Source organism: Nocardia sp. NPDC051911 (genome assembly GCF_040681035.1).
Lineage (GTDB): Bacteria > Actinomycetota > Actinomycetes > Mycobacteriales > Mycobacteriaceae > Nocardia > Nocardia sichangensis.
This window is the reverse complement of sequence record NZ_JBFAXY010000001.1, coordinates 167,198-191,396: the sequence shown is the minus strand read 5'-3', so window position 1 is coordinate 191,396 and position 24,199 is coordinate 167,198. Positions and strand designations below refer to the sequence as shown.

At 68.2% G+C, this 24,199-nt stretch carries 27 protein-coding genes; 12 read left to right on the top strand and 15 right to left on the bottom strand.

All coding sequences use genetic code 11. The features are described 5' to 3' along the window. Positions 1-246 precede the first annotated feature (246 nt). A complete protein-coding gene (locus AB0L97_RS01085) occupies positions 247-675 on the bottom strand; it encodes a PPOX class F420-dependent oxidoreductase (protein ID WP_355071731.1) in 429 nt (142 codons plus the stop codon). 36 nt (positions 676-711) lie between these two features. Continuing rightward, the gene (locus AB0L97_RS01080) at positions 712-1,110 is read right to left on the bottom strand and encodes a helix-turn-helix domain-containing protein (protein WP_356962711.1); all 399 of its coding nucleotides are present in this window, start codon (positions 1,108-1,110) and stop codon (positions 712-714) included. A 95-nt stretch (positions 1,111-1,205) separates the two neighbouring features. Here AB0L97_RS01080 and AB0L97_RS01075 point away from each other — a divergent pair, with 95 nt between their 5' ends. Next, a complete protein-coding gene (locus tag AB0L97_RS01075) occupies positions 1,206-2,057 on the top strand; it encodes an SDR family oxidoreductase (protein ID WP_364424486.1) in 852 nt (283 codons plus the stop codon). Positions 2,058-2,083: 26 nt separating this feature from the next. On the opposite strand, the gene AB0L97_RS01070 is transcribed toward AB0L97_RS01075, so the two are convergent. Then, complete coding sequence (locus AB0L97_RS01070; RefSeq protein WP_355071736.1) at positions 2,084-2,461, bottom strand: VOC family protein; 378 nt, start codon at positions 2,459-2,461, stop codon at positions 2,084-2,086. A 129-nt stretch (positions 2,462-2,590) separates the two neighbouring features. Between AB0L97_RS01070 and AB0L97_RS01065 the strand changes: the two genes are divergently transcribed. Further along, positions 2,591-3,367, top strand: coding sequence for a TetR/AcrR family transcriptional regulator C-terminal domain-containing protein (locus tag AB0L97_RS01065; protein ID WP_355071737.1), 777 nt, complete (start codon positions 2,591-2,593; stop codon positions 3,365-3,367). Here the strand turns inward: AB0L97_RS01065 and AB0L97_RS01060 are convergent. After that, entirely contained in the window at positions 3,364-3,897 is a 534-nt protein-coding gene (locus AB0L97_RS01060; protein WP_355072125.1) for a carboxymuconolactone decarboxylase family protein, read from the bottom strand. The genes AB0L97_RS01065 and AB0L97_RS01060 overlap by 4 nt on opposite strands. Before the next feature lie 228 nt (positions 3,898-4,125). Between AB0L97_RS01060 and AB0L97_RS01055 the strand changes: the two genes are divergently transcribed. After that, on the top strand, positions 4,126-4,998 hold the full coding sequence (locus AB0L97_RS01055) for an NERD domain-containing protein (protein ID WP_364424483.1): 873 nt from the start codon (positions 4,126-4,128) through the stop codon (positions 4,996-4,998). Between the two features lie 4 nt (positions 4,999-5,002). Here AB0L97_RS01055 and AB0L97_RS01050 read toward each other — a convergent pair whose 3' ends face one another. The 6 genes from AB0L97_RS01050 to urtA all read right to left on the bottom strand — a co-directional run bounded on the left by AB0L97_RS01050 (position 5,003) and on the right by urtA (position 10,723). Further along, positions 5,003-5,704, bottom strand: coding sequence for a GntR family transcriptional regulator (locus AB0L97_RS01050; protein WP_356962703.1), 702 nt, complete (start codon positions 5,702-5,704; stop codon positions 5,003-5,005). An 8-nt stretch (positions 5,705-5,712) separates the two neighbouring features. Then, the gene (urtE, locus tag AB0L97_RS01045; protein WP_355071742.1) at positions 5,713-6,405 is read right to left on the bottom strand and encodes an urea ABC transporter ATP-binding subunit UrtE; all 693 of its coding nucleotides are present in this window, start codon (positions 6,403-6,405) and stop codon (positions 5,713-5,715) included. Beyond that, complete coding sequence (gene urtD, locus AB0L97_RS01040; protein ID WP_355071744.1) at positions 6,398-7,252, bottom strand: urea ABC transporter ATP-binding protein UrtD; 855 nt, start codon at positions 7,250-7,252, stop codon at positions 6,398-6,400. Before urtD ends, urtE begins: the two co-directional genes overlap by 8 nt. Then, positions 7,249-8,388, bottom strand: a complete 1,140-nt coding sequence (gene urtC, locus AB0L97_RS01035) for an urea ABC transporter permease subunit UrtC (RefSeq protein WP_356962702.1) — start codon at positions 8,386-8,388, stop codon at positions 7,249-7,251. The genes urtD and urtC overlap by 4 nt, the downstream gene beginning before the upstream one ends. Continuing rightward, a complete protein-coding gene (gene urtB / locus AB0L97_RS01030) occupies positions 8,385-9,269 on the bottom strand; it encodes an urea ABC transporter permease subunit UrtB (protein WP_356962700.1) in 885 nt (294 codons plus the stop codon). Before urtB ends, urtC begins: the two co-directional genes overlap by 4 nt. A gap of 179 nt (positions 9,270-9,448) precedes the next feature. Then, positions 9,449-10,723 (bottom strand): urea ABC transporter substrate-binding protein, encoded by a 1,275-nt coding sequence (urtA, locus tag AB0L97_RS01025; protein ID WP_355071748.1) that lies wholly within the window; start codon positions 10,721-10,723, stop codon positions 9,449-9,451. A gap of 373 nt (positions 10,724-11,096) precedes the next feature. Here urtA and AB0L97_RS01020 point away from each other — a divergent pair, with 373 nt between their 5' ends. Further along, positions 11,097-12,926, top strand: a complete 1,830-nt coding sequence (locus tag AB0L97_RS01020) for an acyl-CoA dehydrogenase (protein WP_364424478.1) — start codon at positions 11,097-11,099, stop codon at positions 12,924-12,926. Positions 12,927-13,160: 234 nt separating this feature from the next. On the opposite strand, the gene AB0L97_RS01015 is transcribed toward AB0L97_RS01020, so the two are convergent. Beyond that, positions 13,161-14,006: a TetR family transcriptional regulator gene (locus AB0L97_RS01015; protein WP_364424476.1), complete on the bottom strand. Its 846-nt coding sequence runs from the start codon at positions 14,004-14,006 to the stop codon at positions 13,161-13,163. Between the two features lie 74 nt (positions 14,007-14,080). Between AB0L97_RS01015 and AB0L97_RS01010 the strand changes: the two genes are divergently transcribed. After that, the gene (locus AB0L97_RS01010; protein WP_364424474.1) at positions 14,081-15,304 is read left to right on the top strand and encodes an MFS transporter; all 1,224 of its coding nucleotides are present in this window, start codon (positions 14,081-14,083) and stop codon (positions 15,302-15,304) included. Between the two features lie 53 nt (positions 15,305-15,357). On the opposite strand, the gene AB0L97_RS01005 is transcribed toward AB0L97_RS01010, so the two are convergent. Continuing rightward, positions 15,358-15,618, bottom strand: coding sequence for a hypothetical protein (locus AB0L97_RS01005; RefSeq protein WP_364424472.1), 261 nt, complete (start codon positions 15,616-15,618; stop codon positions 15,358-15,360). A 50-nt stretch (positions 15,619-15,668) separates the two neighbouring features. Next, complete coding sequence (gene ramB / locus AB0L97_RS01000) at positions 15,669-17,075, bottom strand: acetate metabolism transcriptional regulator RamB (RefSeq protein ID WP_355071757.1); 1,407 nt, start codon at positions 17,073-17,075, stop codon at positions 15,669-15,671. Between the two features lie 93 nt (positions 17,076-17,168). Between ramB and AB0L97_RS00995 the strand changes: the two genes are divergently transcribed. The 6 genes from AB0L97_RS00995 (at position 17,169) to AB0L97_RS00970 (ending at position 22,359) form a co-directional block, all read left to right on the top strand. After that, on the top strand, positions 17,169-18,680 hold the full coding sequence (locus tag AB0L97_RS00995; protein ID WP_364424469.1) for an ATP-dependent DNA ligase: 1,512 nt from the start codon (positions 17,169-17,171) through the stop codon (positions 18,678-18,680). Between the two features lie 159 nt (positions 18,681-18,839). Further along, the gene (locus AB0L97_RS00990) at positions 18,840-20,093 is read left to right on the top strand and encodes a lipase family protein (RefSeq protein ID WP_364424467.1); all 1,254 of its coding nucleotides are present in this window, start codon (positions 18,840-18,842) and stop codon (positions 20,091-20,093) included. A gap of 90 nt (positions 20,094-20,183) precedes the next feature. Next, positions 20,184-21,422 carry an inorganic phosphate transporter gene (locus tag AB0L97_RS00985; protein WP_364424465.1) on the top strand — a complete coding sequence of 413 codons (1,239 nt, stop codon included), beginning with the start codon at positions 20,184-20,186 and terminating at the stop codon, positions 21,420-21,422. Between the two features lie 11 nt (positions 21,423-21,433). Next, positions 21,434-21,712 carry a hypothetical protein gene (locus AB0L97_RS00980; protein ID WP_364424463.1) on the top strand — a complete coding sequence of 93 codons (279 nt, stop codon included), beginning with the start codon at positions 21,434-21,436 and terminating at the stop codon, positions 21,710-21,712. A gap of 11 nt (positions 21,713-21,723) precedes the next feature. Further along, positions 21,724-22,059 carry a DUF3349 domain-containing protein gene (locus tag AB0L97_RS00975; RefSeq protein ID WP_355071767.1) on the top strand — a complete coding sequence of 112 codons (336 nt, stop codon included), beginning with the start codon at positions 21,724-21,726 and terminating at the stop codon, positions 22,057-22,059. 15 nt (positions 22,060-22,074) lie between these two features. Beyond that, positions 22,075-22,359, top strand: coding sequence for a DUF3349 domain-containing protein (locus AB0L97_RS00970; RefSeq protein ID WP_355071768.1), 285 nt, complete (start codon positions 22,075-22,077; stop codon positions 22,357-22,359). Here the strand turns inward: AB0L97_RS00970 and AB0L97_RS00965 are convergent, their stop codons facing one another. Both AB0L97_RS00965 and AB0L97_RS00960 read right to left on the bottom strand, forming a co-directional pair. Beyond that, a complete protein-coding gene (locus tag AB0L97_RS00965) occupies positions 22,360-22,800 on the bottom strand; it encodes a DUF4254 domain-containing protein (RefSeq protein WP_364424460.1) in 441 nt (146 codons plus the stop codon). Positions 22,801-22,849: 49 nt separating this feature from the next. Then, on the bottom strand, positions 22,850-23,152 hold the full coding sequence (locus AB0L97_RS00960; RefSeq protein ID WP_355071772.1) for a hypothetical protein: 303 nt from the start codon (positions 23,150-23,152) through the stop codon (positions 22,850-22,852). Between the two features lie 184 nt (positions 23,153-23,336). Between AB0L97_RS00960 and AB0L97_RS00955 the strand changes: the two genes are divergently transcribed. Beyond that, positions 23,337-24,197: a helix-turn-helix transcriptional regulator gene (locus AB0L97_RS00955; RefSeq protein WP_364424457.1), complete on the top strand. Its 861-nt coding sequence runs from the start codon at positions 23,337-23,339 to the stop codon at positions 24,195-24,197. Positions 24,198-24,199 lie beyond the last annotated feature (2 nt).

The window sequence follows — 24,199 nt, the reverse complement described above, 5'->3', positions numbered from 1 at the left end:
GGCGCACATCAGCCGCCGCGAGGTGGGGCGGGGTACGGCGTATCCGCTACTGCTACGCGCGCCCACGCGCCGATCCGGTGTCTGTCTCGCCACCCAGTCGTGGGCGCTCTCGGCCCGGCTCGGGTAGCCGGACGGGCCGCCCTGCTTCGCCTTGTGCGGGGCAAGTGGGCTATGCCCGCGCGGCCGCAGGCGCCGACGGAGGCGATGCGCCGGAGCGTCGGTGTTCGTGGCGCAGGATTCGTTCGGCTACCCGGCGGCCGGGAGCATGCCGTAGGCGTGAGTCGGGGTGAACAACACCAAGGCGCGGCGGTCGGTGACCATCGCGTCGCGGTATTCGTCCCAGTCGGGGTGCTCGCCGGTGGCGGTGCGGTAGTAGTCGACGAGTGCGTCGACGGTGGGGTCGTCTGGCTCGGCGGCGACGGGGGTGAGTTCGACCGTGCCTTCGAGGACGGCATACGCGAAGAAATCGTCGCGGGTCACGTGCAGCGCCGCCCACGGGTCTCGGACGAGGTTGTAGTACTTCGCCCTGTCGGCGGTGATGGAGATGCGAATGCGGCCATCCGCGCCGACGACGTGCAGCACGTTGGACAGTTGCGGTCGTCCGTTGCGGCGAATCGTGGTGAGCACGGACCTGCGGTGGTCGCGGGCGAAATCGACTGCGGCGGCGAGTTCCATGCCCGTGTAACCCGTGGTGACGCTGGTCTCTTCCCGTCAGTCGCGGTGGTAGGCGGCCTGCGCCTCGCGCACGCGCGGCATGTTGGTTTCCAGTACCCGGATGAGCGCCTCCAAGCGGTCGGCCACCTCGACACCCAGGTCGGTGAGGGTGTATTCGACCCGGGGCGGGATGGTCTCCTGCACCTCGCGGTGCACCATCCCGTCGCGTTCCAGGGCCTGCAGGGTCTGCGACAGCATGCGCTCGCTGACGCCGTCGACCCGCCGCCGCAAGGCGCTGAACCGGTACGGCCCCTCGCGCAGCGCGACCAGCGCCAGGGTGCCCCAACGACTGGCGACGTTCTGCAGGACCGGCCGCGACGTGCAGTTCCGGGCGAAGACGTCGGCTTCCAGCGTGGGATCGTCGGCGTCCGCCGAGGCAATGCGCTGGGTGGACATACTTCGATAGTACCCAACTTGACGGCAGTGTCTACAAGGTGCATAGTGCTTACGAATAGTTAGTGCTATTCGAAGATGCGATCTTGGAGGTAGTCATGACCGTCGCGGTGACCGGGGCCAGTGGACAGCTCGGCCGGCTCGTAGTGGACGCGCTGTTGAAGGTGGGATCGACACCGGTCGTGGCGATCGTGCGCGACCCGGCGAAGGTGGCCGACCTGGCCGAACGTGGCGTGGACGTCCGGCAGGCCGACTACGACGACGCGGCCGCGCTGGACCGGGCGCTCGCGGGTGTCGACCGGGTGCTGCTGGTCTCCGGTAACGAGTTCGGCGCGCGCGTGGCGCAGCACACCAACGTCATTCGCGCCGCTGAGCGGGCCGGTGTGGAATTGCTCGCCTACACCAGCATTCCCGGCGCGACCGACAATCCGCTCATTCTCGCGCAGGAACACAAGGGCACCGAAGCGGTGCTCGCCGAATCGGCTGTGCCACACACAGTGCTGCGCAACGGGTGGTACTGGGAGAACTACCTGGGCGGTCTGGCGCACGCGGTGGAGTCCGGCGTGCTGCACGGCGCGGCGGGTGAAGGTCGCGTGGCGGGCGCGGCGCGGGCAGACTACGCCGAAGCCGCCGCCCGGGTGCTGACCACCGACGGCCACGCGGGCCGGGTATACGAACTCGGCGGCGACGACCGGCTCACCTATGCCGAACTGGCCGAGGCGATCTCGGAGGCATCGGGCAAGCCGGTGCGCTACGAGAACCTTCCGCAGGCCGACTACGCGGCTGGTTTGACCGGGGCGGGATTGCCCGCCCAGTTCGCCGAGGCGCTCGCCGACGCCGACGCCGGTATCGCACAAGGCATCCTCGACGTCCGCTCCGGCGACCTGGCGCGACTGCTCGGCCGCCCGGCGACTCCCGCCGTCGACGTCTTCCGCGCTGCGCTCGCCTGACATCATCCGAGCCGCTCGGACACAACTCAGACCCACTGCACCAATTGGATGATGATCCCGTTCGGATCGCTCATCTGGAAGTACCGCTCGCCCCACTCCTCGGTTTCGATGGGCGTCACGATCGGCACGCCCTCGGCTCGCAGCCGGGCGTATTCGGCATCGATGTCGTCGACGACGAAGACGACGAGCAGGCCTTCGCCCGCGCTGCCCGCCGCGCTCCGCGGTTTGAAGCTCGCCAGTCCGGTGCGCAGGTAGATGACGTTCAGTCCGGCGTCGTCGCGGTCCAGCGAGACGAACCCGTCGGCCGACATCTTCTCCTCGAAGCCGAGGTGCTCGATGAGGAACCGCGCCGAGGCGGCCGGGTCGGGAACGTTGAGCGAGATGGCGGAAGCGGTGATGTGCATGGGCCCTCCTCGGCGGAAAAACTCCGTACTAAGTACACTGTACTTTGTACGGAGTTGATGGGCACTGCGCATTATGAGGTGCGTCACATCGATACCATCGGGGAAGCGAGGCGGTTGAGGAGGCGAGCGATGAGACAGCCGAAGGAGCGCAGCGGCGCCGGTGACCCGGTGCGCACGCTGGAATTGCTGTGGCGGATTCCGTCGGAGCCGGGCACCGGCCGGGGGCCGAAACAGCGCAGCAGCGTCGATGCGGTCGTCGCCGCCGCGATCGAGATCGCCGACGTGGAGGGAATCGCAGCGGTCACGATGCGTGCGGTCGCCAACCGGCTCGGCCTGACTCCCATGGCCACCTACACCTATGTGCCGGGCAAATCCGAACTGATCGACCTGATGCTGGACACGGTGTACGCGCGGATGGAGCGCGCCGACCTCACCGGTCTGCCCTGGCGCGAGCGGGTCGCCCGGATCGCCGCCGAGAACCGCGCCCTGCTGGCCCGTCATCCGTGGGTGGCGTATCTGCCGACCACCCGGCCACCGCTCGGGCCGGGCCTCGCCGCGAAATACGACCACGAGCTGGAGGCCTTCGCGGACCTCGGCCTCGACGACCTGGCGATGGACGCCGCTCTGACCTTCGTGCTCGGCTTCGTCACGTCCGTCGCCCGCATCGCCATCGACAGCGCGCGGGCGGCGGCCGACAGCGCCATGTCCGACGGTCAGTGGTGGGAGCGGGCCGCGCCGGTGCTGGCGCAGGTCTTCGACGCGCGGCGGTACCCGCTCGCCGCGCGCGTCGGGACGGCCGCGGGCCAGGCGCACGACGCCGCCTACAGCGCCGACCATGCCTACGAGTTCGGGTTGACGCTGGTGCTGGACGGTCTGGCCCGCCGTATCGAGGGCCGGTCCGACTAGAGGCCGTCGCGTTGGATGCGCAGGGCGGTGATCGTGGCGGCCAGCCCGTCGTATTGGTTGATCAGCAGGACGATCTCGATCAGACTGCGCTCGTCGTAGTGCTTCGCCAGCTCGGCCCAGGTGTCGTCGTCGAGGTCACGGGTCTCCACCAGCTGATCCACGGCGGCCAGCAGCGCGCGGTGCTTGTCCGACCACTCCGCCGCCTCGGGGCCTTTGCGCAGCCGCTCCAGGATTTCGCTCGTCACCCCGGCGCGCCGGCCGAGCCGGATGTGATGGTCCATCTCGTACTCGCACCCGCGCAGATGTGCGACCCGGATGATGACCAGCTCGGACTCGTGGCGGGGCAGCCGCCCGCCTGGCATGAGCTTGCCCGAGAAGTGCAGCCAACCGCGGAACAGGCCGCGGGTGCGGCCCAGCGTGCTGAACAAATGGGCGTCGTGGGTGCCCGCGGCGCGGGAGAGCACCTGCCAGACAACCCAATTGAGCGCCCCGAGTTCCCGGAGCCGTCCGGGCGAGATGCGTGGTTGCAGCGCTGAAACCATGCCGGTTGCCACCTCCGCGTGGTCTGTGCGGCCGGCGTCGGTGCCGACCGAGATGAGAGCCTACTTGGCAGTATCCCGTCCGGCGCGCCACCATTCTTTTGCTTTCCAGTGGTTTTCAGCGGGGTACCCCGTCATCATCAGTACCGGTGCGGGTCGCCGCGGCCGCAGCGCGTTTCCGCGGCGTCAGGTGTGGACAACAGGTCGTCAGGGGAAAAGATGCTGGTGAGGATCAGGCCGGGAGCGGAGCTGTCCGGCGCTGAGCGGGAATTCGTCGCGTGCCTGAGGTCGTATCCGACGACCGGCCTCGCCGTGATAGATCTCGAGCCGGACAACCGGCGTGTCGACGCGGTGGTGTGGACCCCGCGCGGGTTGACCGTGCTGGAGGTGCACGGGTTCCAGCGCAGGCAGAGCGGCATCCTGAGCACACCGGCCGAAGGGCCGTGGACGATCAGCGACGCGCCGGTGGAGCTGGACGACCCGGAGAACGGAAGCCCCGCCGAGCGCGTGGAACACGGCATCTACGCGGTCAAGCACATGCTCCAGCGCGCGTTGCAGGACCCGGGACACATCAGCGGCGCCGTCGTGCTCGTCCCCTTCCGCGGCGCCGTGGTGCGCCCGGCGCGCACGAATCTGCGTCCGGGGTTGGACGTGGTCGTCGGGAATGTCACCGACGCGACCGAACTACGCATCTACCTGGAGGGTTTCTCCGCGGGACCGCGCGACTGGACCGCGGACCGGGTGATCGGCGCGTGCGGCGCGCTCGGCCTGGCGGAAATCGCGCCGTCCCGCGCGGAGCTCCTCGAGGCGGGCTTCGAGGAGAACGCGCCGGAACCGGTCACCACCATCCCGCGCACACCGAAGCCGCGAGTCGAGCCGACGGCGGGCGTCGCGACGAAAAGCCAGGCCTATGCGGGCTGGTCCGTCATCGTGATCGCCGTTGTCGGGGTCCTGTTCGTGCTCGGCGTGATCGCCACCGCGTTGGCGCACGACTCGGCCCAGCCGATCCCGGCGACCGGCACGACGAGTCCGACGCCGTCGCCGCCGGCGTACCGGCCCACCCAGTGCTACCCCTTCCAGCAGCACTGCTGAACGGTCAATCCCGCACGGCGCGGCCCAGTTTGGTCAGGCGCATGGCGTACTGCGCTCGGGCCAGCACATGCGTTCGCGAGGTGTCGATATGGGCGGTGAGCGTCGCCAACGCCGCGTCCACCGCCCCGGACACCAGGTGTTCGGCGATCGCGATGTGCTCGGCGGTCATCGTGGCGATGCGTTCCGGAGTCGGCATGTCCAGCGTGCGCACCGGACGCACCCGGACGTGCACGGCGGTGAGCGCGTCGGCGAGCGCGGCGTTGCCCGCGGCTGTGAGCAGGGTGGTGTGGAAGTGTTCGTCGGCGGCCACCAGCGCGGGGCCCGGTTCGGGTGGGGCGTCGCGCAGTGCGCGCCAGGTGTCGAGTTCCGTGCGCACGAGATCCAGATCGTGCGTGGGCGCCTCGCCGGGCGGGGCCACGCGTTGCATGCCCCTGGCTTCCAGTACGAGCCGCAACTCGTAGAGGTGATCGAGTTCGTCGAGCCGGGGACGGTACGGGTAGAGGCCGTCGGCGAGCCGCTCGACCAGTCCGTCCGCTTGCAGTCGCGCCAGCGCCTCGCGCACCGGCGTGCGCGACACGCCGTACGCCTCGGCGAGGCGTTCTTCGCCGAGCCGTTCGGTCGGCACGATGGCTCCGGTGGCCAGATCCCGGCGCAACGAGTCGTACACCTGCTCGCGCAACGGAATCCGGCCCCTGTCGCGGGCCACGGCGGCGCTCAGATCGCCATCGCCGAGCGGACTTCGCGCTCGGCGCCCGCCCCACCCGCGCCCGTGGAGGTCACCCGGCCCGATCGCAACACGTAGTAGCGCTGCGCCGCCTGCAATGCGAAGCCGATGTGCTGTTCGACCAGCAGCACGCTCAGCCCGCCGCGCCGGGTGAGATCGATGATGGTGCGCTCGATCTCGGCGACCACCGACGGCTGGATACCCTCGGTCGGCTCGTCCAGGATGAGCAGTTTCGGCTCGGTGATCAGCGCCCGCGCGATGGCGAGTTGCTGGCGCTGGCCACCGGACAGCAGGCCCGCCTTCCGGGTGAGCAGCTCGCGCAGCGCGGGAAACAGGTCCAGCGATTCATCGATCAACGCCTTGCCCCGTTTGCGGCCGTCGGCGACCACTTGCAGATTCTCCGCCGTGGTCAGTTGCGGGAAACTTTGCTGTCCCTGCGGCACATACGCGATCCCGCGGCGCACCCGGCGCGACGGCGACAGTTTGGTGATGGTCTCCCCGTCGAACTCGATCCGGCCCGACTTCGTGCCGATCAGCCCGACGGCGGTGCGCAGCAACGTGGTCTTCCCCGCGCCGTTGTGCCCCATGATGGCGACCACGCTGTCGTCCGGGACGGTCACCGAGACGCCGTGGATCACCTCGGTGCGGCCGTAACCGGAGTGGATATCGGTGAGTTCAAGCATCACTGTCCCCTTTCTGGGGTGACTCCGGGCTCGGCGCGATCGACGCGTCCTCCAGCTCGGTCCCGACGGCCGCTGCGGTGCCGAGGTAGACCTCCTGGACTTTCGGGTCCGCCTGCACCTGTTCGACGGTTCCCTCGCTGAGCACCTTGCCGCCGGCCAGGACGGTGACCGAGGTGGCGAAGGCGCGCATGAAATCCATGTCGTGCTCGACCACGACGACCACCCGGTCGCCGCCGATGCGGCGTAACAGATTGCCGGTTTCCTCGCGCTCCTCGGCGCTCATCCCGGCCACCGGTTCGTCCAACAGCAGCACCGACGCGTTCTGCACCAGAAGCATGCCGATCTCCAGCCATTGCTTCTGCCCGTGTGCGAGCACCCCTGCGGGTTTGTCGCGCAGGTCGGCCAAGCCGGTGGTCTCCAGCGCCTCCTCGATCGCGGGCAGCACCGTCTTGCGGCGGCGCAGCATGGTGAGCGCCGAACGGCCGGCGCCCGCGGCGATGTCGAGGTTCTGCAGCACGCTGAGCTGCTCGAACACGCTCGCGGTCTGGAACGTTCTTCCGACACCGAGCCGGGCGATCCGGTGTACCTTCTGGCCGAGCAATTCCACACCGGTCTTCTGCGCGGAGCCGGTCGCCGGGACCAGTCCGGTGATCGCGTCGATGAGCGTCGTCTTGCCCGCCCCGTTGGGGCCGATGAGGAAGCGCAGATCGCCCTGCAACACCGTCAGATCGACGTCGGTGACGGCCTTGAAACCGTCGAAACTCACCGAGAGACCGCGGATCTCGAGGTACTCGCTGGACATTCCGGCGTTGCCGCCGAGCTTCGGTTCGTGCGTCGTCTCGGTCATCGCGATTCCACCTTCTCCGTCGCGGATTCCGGCAGCGCCTCGACCACCACCGTCGCGGGTGCGGGCGCGGAACGCCTGCTGTCCAGCAGGCCTTTCAGCATCGGCCACAATCCGGCCAGACCCGCCGGAACGAAACCGACCACCACGATGAACAGCACGCCTTGCAGATACGTCCACCCCGAGGGGAACTCCTCCGACAGCGCCGTCTGCGCCCACGCCACGCCGATCGCGCCGAGCACCGGCCCGAGCAGCGTGGTCCGGCCGCCGATCGCGACGCCGATGAGGAACGCGATGGACGGGACGACGCCGATATCGGCGGGGGAGATGATGCCGACGATCGGGGTGAACAGGGCGCCTGCGATGCCCGCGAAGAACGCGGCGACCACGTAGGCGACGATCTTGACGTTCGCCGGATCGTAGCCCAGGAAACGTACCCGTTCCTCCTGATCGCGCACCGCGACGAGCAACTCGCCGTAGCGGCTGTGCATCAACTGCCGCACCAGCGCGACCACCACCAGCAGCGCGGCCGCGGCGAAGAAGAACAGCATGCGCCGGTTGACCGGGTCGGACAGCTTGAACCCGAAGAACGCGCGGAAATCCGACAGGCCGGTGAACCCGCCGATGCTCTGCTGACCGGTCAGCAGGATGGCCAGCGCGGCGGCCAGCGCCTGGCTGAGGATGGCGAAGTAGGCGCCCTTCACGCGGCGCTTGAAGACGCCGTAGCCCAGCACCGCGGCGATCAGAGCGGGCAGCACGAGGATGCCGATCAGCGCAACCGGAGCCGACGCGAACGGCTTCCAGAACGAAGGCAATTCGCGAATGCCCGCGATCTCCATGAACTCCGGCACGTCGTTGCCCAGCCGGGCGGCGTCGGCCATCTGCAGGTGCATAGCCATGATGTAGGCGCCGATGCCGAAGAACACACCTTGTCCCAGGGTGAGCATTCCGCCTCGGCCCCAAGCCAATCCGATGCCGACCGCGACGATCGCGAAGCACAGGAACTTCGCAAGCAGGTTGAGCCGGAAATCGCTGAGCAGGGCGGGCGCGACCGCGAACAACAGAACGGCGGCGACGGCGAATCCGGCCAGCGCGCCGAGCGAGGAGTGCGCGCGCCACCGTTGTATCAGCGTGGTCATGCCAGGCTCCTTGTCCGGACGGTGAACAGACCCTGCGGGCGGACCTGCAGGAAGATCACGATGACGACGAAGACGATGACCTTCGCGATGGACGCGGTGGTCGAGTATTCGATGTAGGAATTGAGCAGCCCGAGCGCGAACGCCGCGATCACCGTGCCTTTGATCTGACCGAGCCCGCCGATGACCACCACGAGGAACGCGTCGATCAGGTAACTCTGGCCGATGGTCGGGCTGGTCGAGCCGATCAGCGTCAGCGCCACACCGGCCACGCCCGCCAGGCCCGAGCCGATGAAGAACGTGCTGATATCCGTGAAACGACTGGATACGCCGGAGGTTTCGGCCAGGCCGCGATTCTGCACCACCGCTCGGATACGGCGACCCAGCGGCGTCGTCTTGAGCACCGCGGCCAGCGCGGTCACCGCGACCACCGCGAGGACCAGGATGAAGATTCTCGTCTTCGGCACCACCGCGCCCAGGATCGTGACGCCGCCGCTGAGCCATTCCGGCGCGATCACGTTCTTGGCGGGTGCGCCGAAGATGTCGCGGGCCAATTGTTGCAGCACCAGGCCGACACCGAAGGTGACCAGCAGGGTGTCCAGCGGCCGGTCGTACATCCAGCGGATCAGGCCCATCTCCAACGCGGCGCCCAACAGTCCGCCGACGAGGAAACCGATCAGCAAGGAGATGACGAGCGAGACGCCCGCCGACGAGATCACCTTCTGCACAACATAAGTGGTGTAACAACCGGCCATGATGAACTCGCCGTGCGCCATGTTGATCACGCCCATCTGACCGAATGTCAGCGAGAGACCGAGCGCGGCGAGCAAGAGAATGGATCCCAGACTCAGCCCGGTGAAGAGCTGTCCGATCACAACATCCATGGGGAAGGCTCCTGTGTTGGATTTGCCGCGACTTCGTCGCGGCGTGTTGCCGCAGGGCCTGCGATGCCTGCGCCGGTCCGATGCTGTCCGCGGCCCCCCTCATTACGCGCTCCGCGTGACCGCCGTCGCGACTGTGTCGCCGGGCGGGCACCGGTAGCTGGGCCGCGGACAGCCGCGGACTACTTCAGGCCCTTGGCCCAGTCGTAGGACTTCAGGTAGGGGTCCGGCGTCACGGCCTTGCCGGAGTCCCACACGGTGTAGATCAGTCCGTCAGGGCGGATCTCGCCGATACGGGCGGTCTTGGTGATGTGGTGGTTGGCGCCGTTGATGGTGACCAGGCCCTCGGGCGCGTCGAAGGTCACGCCGTCGGCGGCGGCCTGGATGTCCTCGACCTTGAACGATTTCGCCTTCTCGACGGTGTTCTTCCACAGGTAGACCGACGCGTAGGCGGCTTCCATCGGGTCCGAGGTCGGCTTGTCGGCGCCGAAGGCGGCCTTGTAGTCGGCGACGAACTTCCGGTTCACCGGGCTGTCGACGGTCTGGTAGTAGTTCCACGCGGTGAGCTGGCCTGCGATGTTCTGCGCGCCGATGCCCGCCACTTCCTCTTCGGCGATCGAGACCGAGACCACCGGCATCTCGGCGGCTTTCAGGCCCGCGTTGGTGTACTCGCGGAAGAACGCGACGTTGGAGTCACCGTTGAGAGTGTTGAACACCGCGCCCGCCTTCGCGGCGCGAACCTTGTTCACGATGGTGGAGAAATCGGTGGAGCCGAGCGGGGTGTAGTCCTCGCCCTTGATCTCGATGCCGTTGGCGGCGGCGTACGCCTTGATCTCGCGATTGGCGGTCTGCGGGAAGACGTAGTCACTGCCCACAAGGTAAAGGGAGGTGATGCCCTTCTGCTTCAGGTAGTCCAGGGCCGGGACGATCTGCTGGTTGGTGGTGGCGCCGGTGTAGAAGATGTTCTTGCTGTCCTCCAGGCCCTCGTACTGCACCGGGTAGTAGAGCAGCGAGTTCAGGCTCTCGAACTTCGGCTTCATCGCCTTGCGGCTCGATGAGGTCCAGCCACCGAACACCGCGGCGACGCAGTCGGAGCTGATCAGCTTCTCGGCCTTCTCCGCGAAGGTCTTCGGGTCCGAGGCGCCGTCCTCTAGCACCAGGTCGATCTTCTTGCCGAGCACGCCGCCCGCGGCGTTGATCTGGTCGACCGCGAGCTTGGTCGAGTTGGCGACGGTGACCTCGGAGATGGCCATCGTGCCGGACAGGGAGTGCAGTGAACCGACCTTGATCGTGTCCTTCGACGTGTCGACGCAGGACGCGGCGCCCGAGCCGGTGGTCGAGGCGTCGTCCTTCGCGCCGCAGGCGGTCAGCAACAGGCCGGCGAGCGCGACCGCGGTGGGTACCGCCATCGCTCGCACCAAACGCCCGGAGCGATGGGTGGCACGGAAACTTGGCATGGGGCGAGCCCTTTCCTCATCAGGTATCGCGGCGGCGTCGGCAGGACGCCGCGTCGAACACCGCCGTCTTCGCCCCGCTCACGGCTGTAGACGGGGCTGTATACAACGGCTGTATTCGTGAAGGAACGGTAGACAGGAGTTGTTGCGCCGGAATATCTCTCGATGACAAGTCCGTTTCGTCTGTTTCGCCGATGTGAACCTTTCCTGTGAACGGATGGTGAACAGTTGTGAGATCCCGGCAAACCCGCTGGCCGGGGCGGATGTGGCTACGGTTGCGTAGCGTCGCCGCGATACGGCACGCTTCGATTCGTACGACGTCTGAACCGTCCCATGCCGCGGCGGCGGGCCGCGGACTCGAGTCGAGGAGGACCAGGTGGGCCACTACAAGGCGAACCTGAGGGATATCGAGTTCAACCTGTTCGAAGTGCTCGAGCTGAACAAGCTGCTCGATACCGGGGCCTACGGCGACCTCGATTCCGACACCGTCCGGGAGATCCTGTCCGAGGTGAAGCGCTTGGCCGAGGGGCCGGTAGCGGACTCCTTCGCGGCGGCCGACCGCGATCCGGTCGTCTACGACGCCGCCACTTTCTCGATCTCTGTTCCGGAGCCGCTCCGTAGGACCGTCGCCGCCGTGCGCGACGCGGACTGGAGCAGGCTCGGCATGCCGGAGGGCATGGGCGGCACCCCGGCCCCCGCGACGCTGGTCTGGTCGGTCGCCGAGATGATCACCTGCGCCAATCCGTCGGCGTCGTTCTTCAACATGGGCCCGGTCATGTCGTCCGTGCTGTTCGAGGTCGGCACCGAGCAGCAGCGGCACTGGGCCACGCTCGGATTCGAGAAGGGCTGGCAGGGCACCATGGTGCTGACCGAGCCCGACGCCGGTTCCGACGTCGGCGCCGGGCGCACCAAGGCGATCAGGCAAGAGGACGGCTCCTGGCACATCGAGGGTGTCAAGCGCTTCATCTCCGGCGCGGAAGTCGGTGACACCGCCGAGAACGTCTTCCATCTGGTGCTGGCCCGTCCCGAGGGCGCCGGGCCGGGCACCAAGGGGCTGTCGCTGTTCTACGTGCCCAAGTTCCTCTTCGACCCCGAGACTTTGGCACTCGGCGACCGCAACGGCGTGTACGTCACCGGGGTCGAGCACAAGATGGGCCTGAAGTCCTCGCCCACCTGCGAGTTGACCTTCGGCGGCCACGGCACGCCCGCCAAGGGCTGGCTGGTCGGTGACGTGCACAACGGCATCGCGCAGATGTTCCAGGTGATCGAGAACGCGCGCATGATGGTCGGCGTCAAATCCTCCGGCACCCTGTCGACCGGTTACCTCAACGCGCTGACCTACGCCAAGGAGCGCGTTCAGGGCGCGGATCTGACGCAGATGACCGACAAGGCCGCGCCGCGTGTGGCCATCACCCAGCACCCGGACGTCCGACGTTCGCTCGCCATGCAGAAGGCGTACGCGGAGGGTTTGCGGGCGGTGTATCTGTACACCGCCGCCCATCAGAACGCCGATGTGGCGCAGCTCGTTTCGGGCGCCGACCCCGAGCTGGCGCACCGGGTGAGCGATCTGCTGCTGCCGATCGTCAAGGGAGTCGGTTCGGAGCGGGCCTACCAGTACCTGACGGAATCGTTGCAGACCTTGGGCGGATCCGGATATCTCCAGGACTACCCGATCGAGCAGTACATCCGGGACGCGAAGATCGACTCGCTGTACGAGGGCACCACCGCCATTCAGGCGCAGGACTTCTTCTTCCGCAAGGTCATTCGCGACCAAGGTGTGGCGCTCGGCCACGTCAACGCGCGGATCGCGGCGTTCCTGGACGCCAAGACCGGGCGGTTCGACACCGAACGCGAACTACTGCGCACGGCCGCCGAGGACGTACAGGCCATGGCCGCCTCGCTCACCGGCTTCCTGATGGCCGCCCAGCAGCAGCCCACCGAGTTGTACAAGGTGGGTCTTGGTTCGGTGCGTTTCCTGCTGGCGGTCGGCGATCTGCTCATCGGCTGGCGGCTGCTGGTCCAGGCGGAGATCGCGGCCGCCGCGCTGGCCGCCGACGCACCGGAGAAGGACCGCGCTTTCTACGCCGGAAAAGTCGCCGTCGCGAGCTTTTTCGTCAAGAACGCGCTGCCGACGCTGAGCGCGGTGCGCGGAATCGTCGCGACGCTGGACAACGACATCATGAACCTCGAAGAAAGTGCGTTCTAATCGGCCGCGACTTTGTCGCGGCGTGTTCGCGGCCCTCTTGTGGCTCGCGTTGCGCAGCCGCCGCTTGCTCCTTCGTCGCCTACGCGACGGCCCCGCAAACGCGAGCCGGGCCGCGAACGGCGCATGCTCGGTCTCGCTTCGCTCGAAAGACGTAGTTGCGGTGCGCTGGGCGCGTCGAGTCTCGGGCCTCGGCATCGAGTCCGCTGTTCGGGCGAGTGATGTCGCTCGCGGCGTTCAGGGTTCGGGCTGGGACAGGAGCTTGAGCACCACGGGACGGGATAGGGTGCCGGAGACCTGACGGGCGAGGTGGTTGGCGCTCGCGCCTGCGGCGTGGGCGGCGCGTAGGGCGGTAGCGAGTTCTTCGCGGGCGGCGTCGGCGGCGGCTTGGGCGTCGCGGAGACGCTGGGCGGCTCGGTCGACTCCGGACGGCTCGTCGTCGGCGGTCAAGTCATTGACCAGCTCGACCTCGGGCAGGCGTGCTTCCCGTTCGCCGGGGGCCGCGTCGCGGCGCATCGCCGCCCTGGCGAACTCCATCAGGAACGCGCGGGTGGCGTTCCCATCCTCCGCGGCGGCCTCGCCGAGCAGCAGTTTGGTGGTCTGCGGAACGGCGAGTGACCAATTGGCCAGGCCGCACAGGGCCAGCAGCAGGCGGCCCGCGTTCGCGGAGTCCACGTCGAACTGTTCCTGCGCGCGATCGAATTTGCGCACGTAGTGCGCGGCGCGCCAGCCGTCGATGTCGTGCGCGTCGGCGCCGCGATGCAGTGCCTCCCAGAGCATCAGGCGCAGTAGCTGGGGGTTGTCCCGGTGGTAGTCGTACAGCTTGCCGACGTACGCGCCGGGTTCGGTGTCGGCCAGCGGCTTCACCACGTCGATGAACTCGCGCAGGGTGTCGATCAGGATGACGTCGAACAGCTTGTCCTTGCTGCCGAACAGTCCGTAGATGCGTTCCTTGTTGACACCCGCCGCGTCCGCGATCCGGTCGACCCGCGCGCCGGCCAGCCCGTGCTGCGCGAACTCGTCGCGGGCGGCGCGCAACAGGGCCTGCCTGGTCGCGTCACTGCGTTTCATCGTGGCGGTCATGACGGACACTTTACCATTCCATTAAACCAACTATTTGGTTGACAACGCGGCTCGCCAGGGCCTACCTTCGACCCATGGCAATGCCCACTCTTCAGTCCGTGGCTCCGGTCCGGACGCGCACCCGAGTCGTCTCGTCGCGTGCCCACACCGGGCGCACCCTGCCCTTTTTCGTCTTGTCCGCACTGCTGGCGACCGGCCAGATGTACGTTCCGATCCCACTTTTCACCGCTATGCGGGCCGACTGGAGCGTCGGTCCCGCCGTGATGACCTGGATCATCAGCGCGTTCGCCTTCGGCTACGCCGGCGGCTTCGTCCTGTTCGGGCCGCTGTCGGATCGCTATGGGCACCGCCGGGTGCTCGTCACCGGGATGCTGGTGGCCGCAGCGGTCACACTGTTGACCGGTTTGGCGTTCAGCGCTCCACTGGCCGTCGGCCTGCGGGTGGCGCAGGGGCTGGTGGTCGGCTCGATCCCGCCCGCGATCATGGCCTACGTGGCGACCCGCATCGCTCCCGCACACCGTGCCGTGGCCACCATGTCCGTGGCCACGTCGTTCCTCGCGGCGACGGTGGTCGCGCAGATCGTGTCGCAGTGGATGGTCGCCGCATTGCCGTGGCGCACCGTGTTCGTCGCCTCCGCGATCGCTTTCGCCGTGCTCGCGCTGGTGTTGCGGTCCGCGCTGCTGGCCGACGCGCCCACCGGCCGGGACAAGCCGCTGCGGCACAGCTACGCCGCCATTCCGGCGGTGCTGCGCATCCGGGCGCTGGTGCCGATGCTGATCGCGGGCGCGATGAGCATGGCGGTGATGGTCGGGGTGTACACCGGCCTCGAACTGACCGGAGTGGTTCGAGGCGCGGGCGAACTGCTCGCGCTGCGTGCGGGCGCGCTGCCGGTGATGGTGGCGCTTCCCCTGCTCGCGGTGCCGCTGGCCCGGCTGTCCAAGCACGGTCAGATCGCGCTGGGCGTGCTGATCGCCGCCGCGGCGATGGTGGTCGCGACCTTCGAGGGAACTCACCCGGCCGTGCTGGCCGTGCTGCTCGCCGTTCTGGTCGGCGGACTGGGCATCATCGCGCCGGCCGTGCTGCAGAGCGCGGGTGAACTGGGCGGTGAATCCCGCGCGGCCGCGATGTCCGTCGCGATGTTCTCCTTCTACGTGGGCGCGACCATCGGCCCGCTGGTCGCTGCCGCCGCGGCGCCCCACGGCTTCGCGACCCTCGCCTGGACGCTGGCCCTGTTGCTCGTCGCCGCACTGGGTATGACGGGGATCGGTCTCCGCATGCAGAGGTCGACGGCCGCCTGAGCGAATAGGATGTCCGGCCGGTATCGGTGCTCCGATACCGGCCGGATGTTCGTTCAGGGACGGTGCCGCAACGAAATCACCTGAGCTGTCAGCATTTTTTCGGGCTCCGGACCATTCCAGACCACTTCGATTTCGGTGTCGTGATATTCCCGGGCCACGTCGCGCAGCATCGCGACCGCCGCGGCGCGCGCCTGCTCCGGCGCGGCGTCAGCGGCGATCTGCGCCAGCCGACCGCAGAGCATCCCGCCCCGCGTGTCCAGGACGCTGTGCCGCCAACCTTCCGGCGTCGCGATCAGCACGATCGACGCGGGCATGGGGTACCGCGAATCACCGGCCATAGCGACAACCTACGGAACCGGTGGGACTACTTCAGCACGTACGGCGATACGGAGCTGCGGTGTTCGCTGATGTCGAGCACTTTGCCCAGGGGTGGGAAGGCGCGCTGCGGGCAATTGGCGCGTTCGCAGACTCGGCAGCCCGCACCGATCGGCGTCGGCTGCACTTCGTCGAGATCGATGCCGTCGGCGTAGATCACGCGGGCCGCGTGCCGCAATTCGCAGCCGAGACCGATGGCGAAGGTTTTGCTCGGCTGGCCGAAGCGGGTGGCGCGGCGTTCCACCGTGCGCGCCACCCAGAGGTATTTGCGGCCGTCGGGCATCTGGGCGATCTGGGTCATGATCTTGCCCGGGTAGGCGAAGGTCTCGTAGACGTTCCACAGCGGGCACGTGCCGCCGCTGGCGGAGAAGTGGAAACCGGTGGCGGACTGGCGCTTGGACATGTTGCCCGCCCGGTCCACCCGCACGAACGAGAACGGCACGCCGCGCAGCGACGGCCGTTGCAGCGTGGAAAGCCGGTGGCAGATGGTCTCGTAGCTCTGCGTGAAGAACGCCGACAGCCGCTCGATGTCGTAGCGGAAGTCCTCGGCGACCTCGTGGAAATGCGTGTACGGCAGCACCGTCGCCGCGGCGAAGTAGTTGGCCAGCCCCAGCATGGCCAGCTTGCGGGCGTCCTCGGAGGCGAAATTGCCTTCCTCGACCAGCTTCTCCAGCAGCTCGCCGCACTCGAAGTAGGCCAGCTCGGCGGCCAGTTTGAAGGTTCGCTGCCCGCCGGACAGGTGCGGCGCGATCTCCAGGGTGCGGGTCTGCGGGTCGTAGCGGTGCAGCACGCCTTCGCCGAGGTCGATGCGCTCGATGATCCGTACGTCGTGGGCGCGCAGGATCCTGGCGATCTCGCTGTTCACGTCGCCGCCGTGGAAACGGATGCGGGCGGTGAGATCCTCGGCGGCGGTGTCCAGCTCGTGGATGTAGTTCTGGCGCTGGTAGAAGTAGTCGCGCACCTCCTCGTGCGGCTTGCTGATCGCGCCGCTGCCCGCGCCGTCGGCGAACCGGTCCTCGGTGGCGGCGGCCAGCTGGGCGGAAGTGTTGCGGTAGCGGTTGTGCATGTTGACCAGCGCGCGGGCCATGCTCGGGTGCGCCGAGACGATGTCCGCGATCTCCTGGGCGTCGGCCTCGATGCCCAGCTCCTCGTCCATCACGACCTCTTGCAGTTCCGCGATGAGCCGGGTGTCGTCCTGAGCGGAGAAGAAGGTCGTGTCGACGCCGAACACGTCGCTGATCTTCAGCAGCACCGGCACGGTGAGCGGGCGCACGTCGTGCTCGATCTGGTTCAGGTAACTCGCCGAGATCTCCAGCTGCTGGGCCAGCGAGACCTGGCTCAGTCCGCGTTCGGTCCGCAGTTGACGCAGCCGAGCGCCGACGTAAGTCTTGGCCATGCGTCCAGCTTATGGGTGCTTTCGCATCCGTGCCAATTTCCGATTAACACTCCTCGCGGACAGGTGTCGTACCCGGCGGCTACCGTCGGCAGGGTGTTGTTCTCGGATGTCGTGCTGGCCTCGGAGACCGTGCGGGCGACCAGGTCGCGCAAGACGAAGATCGCGACGCTCGCCGCGCTGCTGACCGCGGCCGCGCCGGAGGAGCTCGTGCCCGTGGTCGCCTGGGCGTCCGGCGAACTGGCACAGGGGCGGATCGGTACGGGGTGGCGCACGCTCACCACGCTCGACCACGCGCCCGCGCCGGTGCCCACGCTCACCGTGTCGGCGGTGCACGCGGCGCTCAGCGAGCTGGCCGTTGTCTCCGGCGCCGGTTCCGCGGCCAGGCGCAAGGAGCTGCTCGCGGCGCTGTGGTCCGCGGCGACGGCGAACGAGCAGGGCTTCCTGGTACGCCTGCTCACCGGGGAACTGCGCCAAGGGGCGCTCACCGCCCTGGTCGCCGAAGCCGTGGCGGTCGCCGCGGACGTGCCGCCCGATGCGGTGCGCCGGGCGTACATGTTGTCGGGCCGCCTGCCGGTCACCGCCGTCGCGGCGCTCACCGGCGGGGCCGCGGCGCTCGCGGAGTTCCGGCTCGAAGTCGGTCGTCCGATCCAGCCCATGCTCGCCTCGCCCGGTGCGACGCTGGACGAGGCGCTGCTCGAGTTCCATGGCGAGGTGAGCGTCGAGCACAAACTGGACGGCGCGCGCATTCAGGTGCACCGGGACGGCGACCGGGTCCGGATCTTCACCAGGACGCTGCGCGAGATCACCGCAGGCGTTCCGGAACTCGTCGAGCTGGTCGCGGGCCTGGACTGCACGAGCGTCGTGCTGGACGGGGAGACGCTGGCGCTCACCGACGCCGGACGGCCGCGTCCGTTCCAGGAGACCATGAGCCGGTTCGCCGAGGTGAGCTCCACCAGGGAGCTGCTGCTGCATCCGTACTTCTTCGACTGTCTGCACCTGGACGGGCAGGACCTGCTCGACGCTCCGCTGTCCGAGCGGCGCGCCGCGCTGACGAAGGTGGCCGCCGAGCACACCATCCCGGCGCTGCTGCGGCCGGATGCCGATGCGGCCGCGGAATACTTCGACGCCGCGCTGGCCGCGGGGCACGAGGGCGTCATGGTCAAGTCGTTGACCGCGCCGTACGCGGCGGGCAGACGGGGCCGGGCCTGGCAGAAGATCAAGCCGACGCACACCCTCGACCTGGTCGTGCTCGGCGCGGAATGGGGCTACGGCCGCCGCACGGGCTATCTGTCGAACCTCCATCTCGGCGCGCGCGACCCGGAGGGCGGCGAGCCGGTCATGGTGGGCAAGACCTTCAAAGGACTCACCGACGCGCTGTTGCGGTGGCAGACCGACGAATTCCCCCGCCACGAGCGCTCGCGTGATCAGCACACCGTGTACCTGCGGCCGGAACTCGTCGTCGAGATCGCGCTGGACGGCGTGCAGGTCAGTTCCCGCTACCCCGGCGGTGTCGCTCTGCGTTTCGCTCGTGTGGTGCGGTATCGCCCCGACAAAGACCCCGCCGACGCGGACACCATCGATACCATTCGGGCACTACTGCCGTGATGTGAAGCGTGGTCGCTCCCGCGCCGGGCGCGTGTCGGGCGTGCCGAGCACGTCGAGCCACTGTAAGTATGGGCAGCGCAAGGTTCCGGATGGCCCCCACAACGCAGTGGTCCGGCCGGTTCGTGCTTCCGGACAAGGAATCGGCGGGCGGGTGGGATGATGCGAAAATCGCTGTGCGGACGGTATGTCCTGCTGTTGGCGGCACTCCTGGGCGCCTTGGCGGTGAGTGCGGTCGGTACGCCCGTGCGGGCGAATCCGATCGAGCAGTTCCTCACGCCGTCGCGCGAGTATCCGGGAATCCTGCCCACGCCGCTGGACGATCCCTTCTACACGCCGCCGCCGGGCTTCGAGAGCCTGCCTCCGGGAGCGATTCTCGCGTCCCGTGCGGGCGGAACGGGCCTGACCGCGTTCCCGTTGCGGTCGACCGAACTGTTGATCCGGTCCACCGATTCGAAGGACCTGCCGGTGCCCGTGGTCGCGACATTGCTCGTGCCGCAGGCCCCGTGGAACGGACCGGGGCCGCGTCCGGTGCTGTCGTTCAATGCCGCGATCGACTCGCTCGGGCATCGGTGCGCACCGTCCTACAAACTCAGGAACGAGCCGACAGCCGAGTTCTGGGCCGCCCAGATTCCGCTGTCCAAGGGCTACGCCGTGCTCGTGCCCGACCATCAGGGCCCGCGGCAGGCGTACGCGGCGGGACTGATGGCCGGGCACGCGGTGCTCGACTCGATCCGGGCGGTGGTGAACACGCCGGAGTTCGGGTTGCGACCGGAAGCGCCGACCGTGGTCACCGGATACTCCGGCGGCGCCATCGCGAGCGGATGGGCCGCACAACTGGCCCCGCGATACGCGCCCGAGCTGAATCTGGTGGGTGCGGCGTTCGGCGGTGTCCCCGCCGACTTCGACATGCTGCTGTCCACCATGAACGGACGCAACGCCGCGTCCGGAGTCTTCCTGGCCGCCACCCTCGGACTGGCGCGAGAGTACCCCGAGCTGCTCGGCCTGATGAACGACGACGGCTGGCGGCTGGCTCAGGTCGGCAAGGACCTGTGCATGACCGCGGAGGAGTTCGGCGGCGCCGTGGCGCCCATTCCGGTGCAGGCGCTCACCCATGCCGCCGCGCCCACCGACCTGCCGATGGTGAGGGAGATCCTGGCCGCCAATCGGCTGGGTGCGAGCGCGCCGACGGTGCCGGTGTTCCTGTATCACGCCACGCACGATCCGTGGGTGCCGCTGGCCGGCGCGGAGAAGCTCTACGCGGACTGGTGTGGCGCCGGAACGCAGGTGGATTTCCAGGTCCATTTCGGCGAACACTTCCTCGTCGGACTCAGCGGCATCCCCGGCGCCAACTCGTGGATCGATGACCGGTTCGCCGGTCGGCCCGTCGCCCCACACTGCACCCGGACCGGCTGACCTGGACGGATCAGACTAGTGCACGGAGGCCGGACGAAGTTCCGGTAACCGGCATGACTGTGCCGTCCGGGGGTGCAGCACACTGGAGGCGTGACCGTCGAATTACTGGTTCTCCTGATCGTCATCGTCACGGCGCTCGCATTCGATTTCACCAACGGCTTCCACGACACCGCCAACGCGATGGCGACCTCGATCGCCACCGGCGCGCTCCGGCCGCGGGTGGCGGTCGCGCTCTCGGCGGCGCTGAACCTGGTCGGCGCGTTCCTGTCGGTGGCCGTCGCCGCCACCGTGGCGAAGGGCATCGTGCGACTCGACGCCGTCGGAGGCCAGGACCTGATCGTCATCGTGTTCGCCGGCCTCGTCGGCGGAATCCTGTGGAACCTGCTCACCTGGCTGTTCGGCCTGCCGTCGAGTTCGTCGCACGCGCTGTTCGGCGGTCTGATCGGGGCGACGCTGGCCGCGCTCGGCTGGAGCGGGGTGATCTGGGCGTCCGGGTCGGACGGCGTGGTCACCAAGATCATCCTGCCCGCGGTGCTCGCGCCCATCGTCGCCGCGCTGATCTCGGCGATCGGCACGTGGCTGGTGTACCGGATCACGCGCGGCGCCGAGGAGGGCAAGGTCACCGAGGGATTCCGCTGGGGCCAGATCGGCTCCGCCTCGCTGGTCTCGCTGGCGCACGGCACGAACGACGCGCAGAAGACGATGGGCGTGATCTTCCTCGCGCTCGTGGCGCACGGGACGCTCACCAAGGACGACGACCTGCCGCTGTGGGTGATGGCCGCGTGCGCCCTCGCCATCGCGGCGGGCACCTACCTCGGCGGCTGGCGGATCATCCGGACGCTGGGCAAGGGCTTGGTCGAGATCGACTCGCCGCAGGGGCTCGCGGCGGAATCCGCCTCGGCCGCGATCATCCTGACCTCGGCCCACTTCGGGTTGCCGCTGTCCACCACGCAGACCGCGACCGGCTCCATCCTCGGCACCGGCCTGGGCAAGGGCGCCGAGGTGCGCTGGGCCGTGATGGGGCGCATGGTGGTCGCATGGCTGCTCACGTTGCCGCTCGCGGCGGTCGCCGGGGCGATCTGCTGGGGCATCGCCCACGTCATCGGCGGACTGGCCGGGGTGCTGGTGGTCTTCGCCCTGCTGGTCGGGTTGTCGACGCTGATGTACCTGCGGTCGCGGCGCGATCCGGTGCACACCGGCAACGTCAACGAGTGGCCGGGCGAGGGGGCCGATCCGTCCGCGGTCACGCCGGTCACGGACGATCGGACCGCGCCGCCTACGGGCGGCCGGACCACGTCGGCGGACTCCAACCGCTCCGCCCAGGTGTAGGAGGACCAGGCGTGCACACTCTCGTCACCAATCTGAACGCCCTGTGGAAAGTCATCGTGGCCGGGCTGGTGCTGGGCGCCGGTCTGCCGATGATCTTCGCGCTCGGGGTGCGGTTCTGGTCGATGACCGCGACCACCGACGCGGGCACGGTGCGGCGTAACTATCCGGCCCTCGCGGTCGCGCTTGCCTGCTTCGTGCTGGTCGTCGTTGCGATCGTCACCGGCATTCTGTACACGGCGAAGGCGTTCCTGGCGGCCAAATTCGGCATCCATCTGTTCGGGCAGGCGTAAGGAGTGCCAGCGTGACCGATCCAGTGAAACCAGCCCCGGTTCGGCCGAAACTGCTCGGCAAAGTCGTGGGCTGGCTGCGCGCGGGCTACCCGCAGGGCGTGCCGCAGTCGGACTACGTGGCGTTGTTCGCCGTGCTGCACCGGCACCTCACCGACTACGAGGTGGTCGCGATCGCCGAGGAACTGGTCGCTTCGAACTCGGGCAGCGAGATCACGCACACCGAGATCGAGGAGGCCATCGCGCGGCTCGCCAAGGAGCAGCCGGACGAGCATGACGTGGCTCGCGTCGCGTCCCATCTGGCCGCCGGCGGCTGGCCGCTGGCCGATCCGCCCGCCGATTCCGACTGACCCGAGCCGCCGCCGATGCCTCCCTTCCTGCACGCGATCATCAGCTGGCTGCGGGTGGGATACCCGGACGGGGTCCCGGAAGCCGACTACATCCCGCTGCTCGCCCTGCTGCGCCGCCGCCTGTCCGACGCGGAGGTGGCCCGGATCGCCGCCGAGCTGGCCGGCTCCGGCGGCGCGGACATCGACCAGACCGACATCCAGGTGATGATCACCAAGATCACCAACGACATGCCGTCCGAAGCCGACGTGGCGCGGGTGCGCGCCCGGGTCGAGGCCAATGCGTGGCCGGGCGAGGACTGATCACGGGTGTTCGCGCGGGCCGCTGAGATAGGGGAGGCGGCGCACGCCCGCCGCGACCTCGTAGGCGAGATCTTCATAGCCCAGCGACAGTTCGGCGAGGCGCTCCCAGGCGTTGTGCACGGCCCATTCCGGCGCGCCGGAGAGGATGTCGTACGCGCTGGCGGAGAACTGCGCGAGCCGATCGACCACCATGCCCACGGTTTCGGTGTGCATGTGTGCGCCGCCGTGCGGCGGTGACGTCTCGGTGGCGACCCAGCGGTCGATGACGAGCACGAGGCGGGCGCGGTGCTGGTCGATCTCGTTCGTCCCGCCCGGTGCACAGCGCAGGCGGCGCTGGTGTAATCCCGCGAGTAGGTGAGCCGACTCCAGGACTGGGTGGGCGCGATGCGGCGCCATGCGGCAAGCCTTCAGGACGAGCTCTTTGGTGGGCAGCGGTTCCACTGCGTCAACCCCCTGGATCGAATTTTCGCGCCGGGCGTCACCTGAAGGATCATCGGCGATGCCGCCCGCCCGGACGCGGCAATCGGAACCGAGTGCGCAACGGCGCGGTGTCCCACGGCGATTCGAGGACGACGAGGCCGACCGCTTCCAGCGCGGTGAGCCCGACTGGGCGCACCAACTCCTCCGTCAGCGAAACCATCTCCGCCGCTTGGATAGCCGCCGTCGCCTGCTCGGTGTTCACCATCCGGCCACGCAGATAGGACACCACCCACGCGTCGTCACTGACCCGCCGCGCCTGATGCGGCGTCCGATCGCTCACGATCCACATGCGGTCGACGACGTGCACGGACATCAGAACCCCCTCCCCGCCGGAGCGGGTTCTGTCGAAAGCCCCCGCTGTGATGCGCAACACAAGAAGCGTAGGCGCGACAGTGCGATAGGTCAAGTTGACAAGTCAATTTGACAAACTCGACCGCCTGTGGATCCGGGTACGGTCATCTGCACGAACAGCCGGAGCCGGAAGGACGCATCGGACGATGGCACCACTCTCGCCCACGGTGGCGCGCTGGGAGCTTATGCTCCGGATCAAGCGCCGCCGCACCGAGTTCGACGTCTCCGCGTCCGTCATCGCCAAGGAACTCGGCTTCACGTTGTCGTATTGGTCGAAGGTGGAGAAAGAACGCGTCCTGGCCGAGGACAAGCTGCGAAAGTTGATGAGCTTGCTCGAATTCGACCAGGACGAACGTGAGGAAATGTTGCGGCTCCGCGACATCGCGAAGCGACGCGGCTGGTGGTCGGAGTACGCGGAGTTGTTGTCGGACGAAGTGATCCGCCTCTACGGGTTGGAGCACGGGGCGCAGAGCATTCGGACTTACACGAGCATCTTGATCCCAGGTCTGCTGCAAACCGAGGACTACGCGCGGGCGGTGATCGCCAACGACCGGGCGCGGATTCGGCAAGTGGAAATCGATCGCTGGGTAGAGGTCCGCCTGCGACGCCAGAAACGACTCACCGAATCAGAGCCGCTGCAGGTCACCGCGATCGTCAACGAGGCCGCGCTGACCCAGCGCACCGGAGGCGAGGCTGTCTTGGAAGACCAGTTGCGCCACTTGCTATCGATTACCGAGACGCATGCGGACACGATCGACATTCGTGTCATACCCTTCGACGCGCCGGGCGGTGTGCTGCTCAGCGGTGCGTCGTTCCACCTCCTCGGGTTCGAGAATGCACTCCTACCCGACGTGGCGTGGACCGAGACGCTGATCCATCTCGGGGTGATCGAGGAGAGCGAACCGGTGCGCCACCTCGCGACCATGTTCGCTACCACTCTCGCCGAGCACGCGCTCTCGCAGAACGAGTCCATAACGTTGATCGAACGCAGACTCGCCGCGTTGTAGCG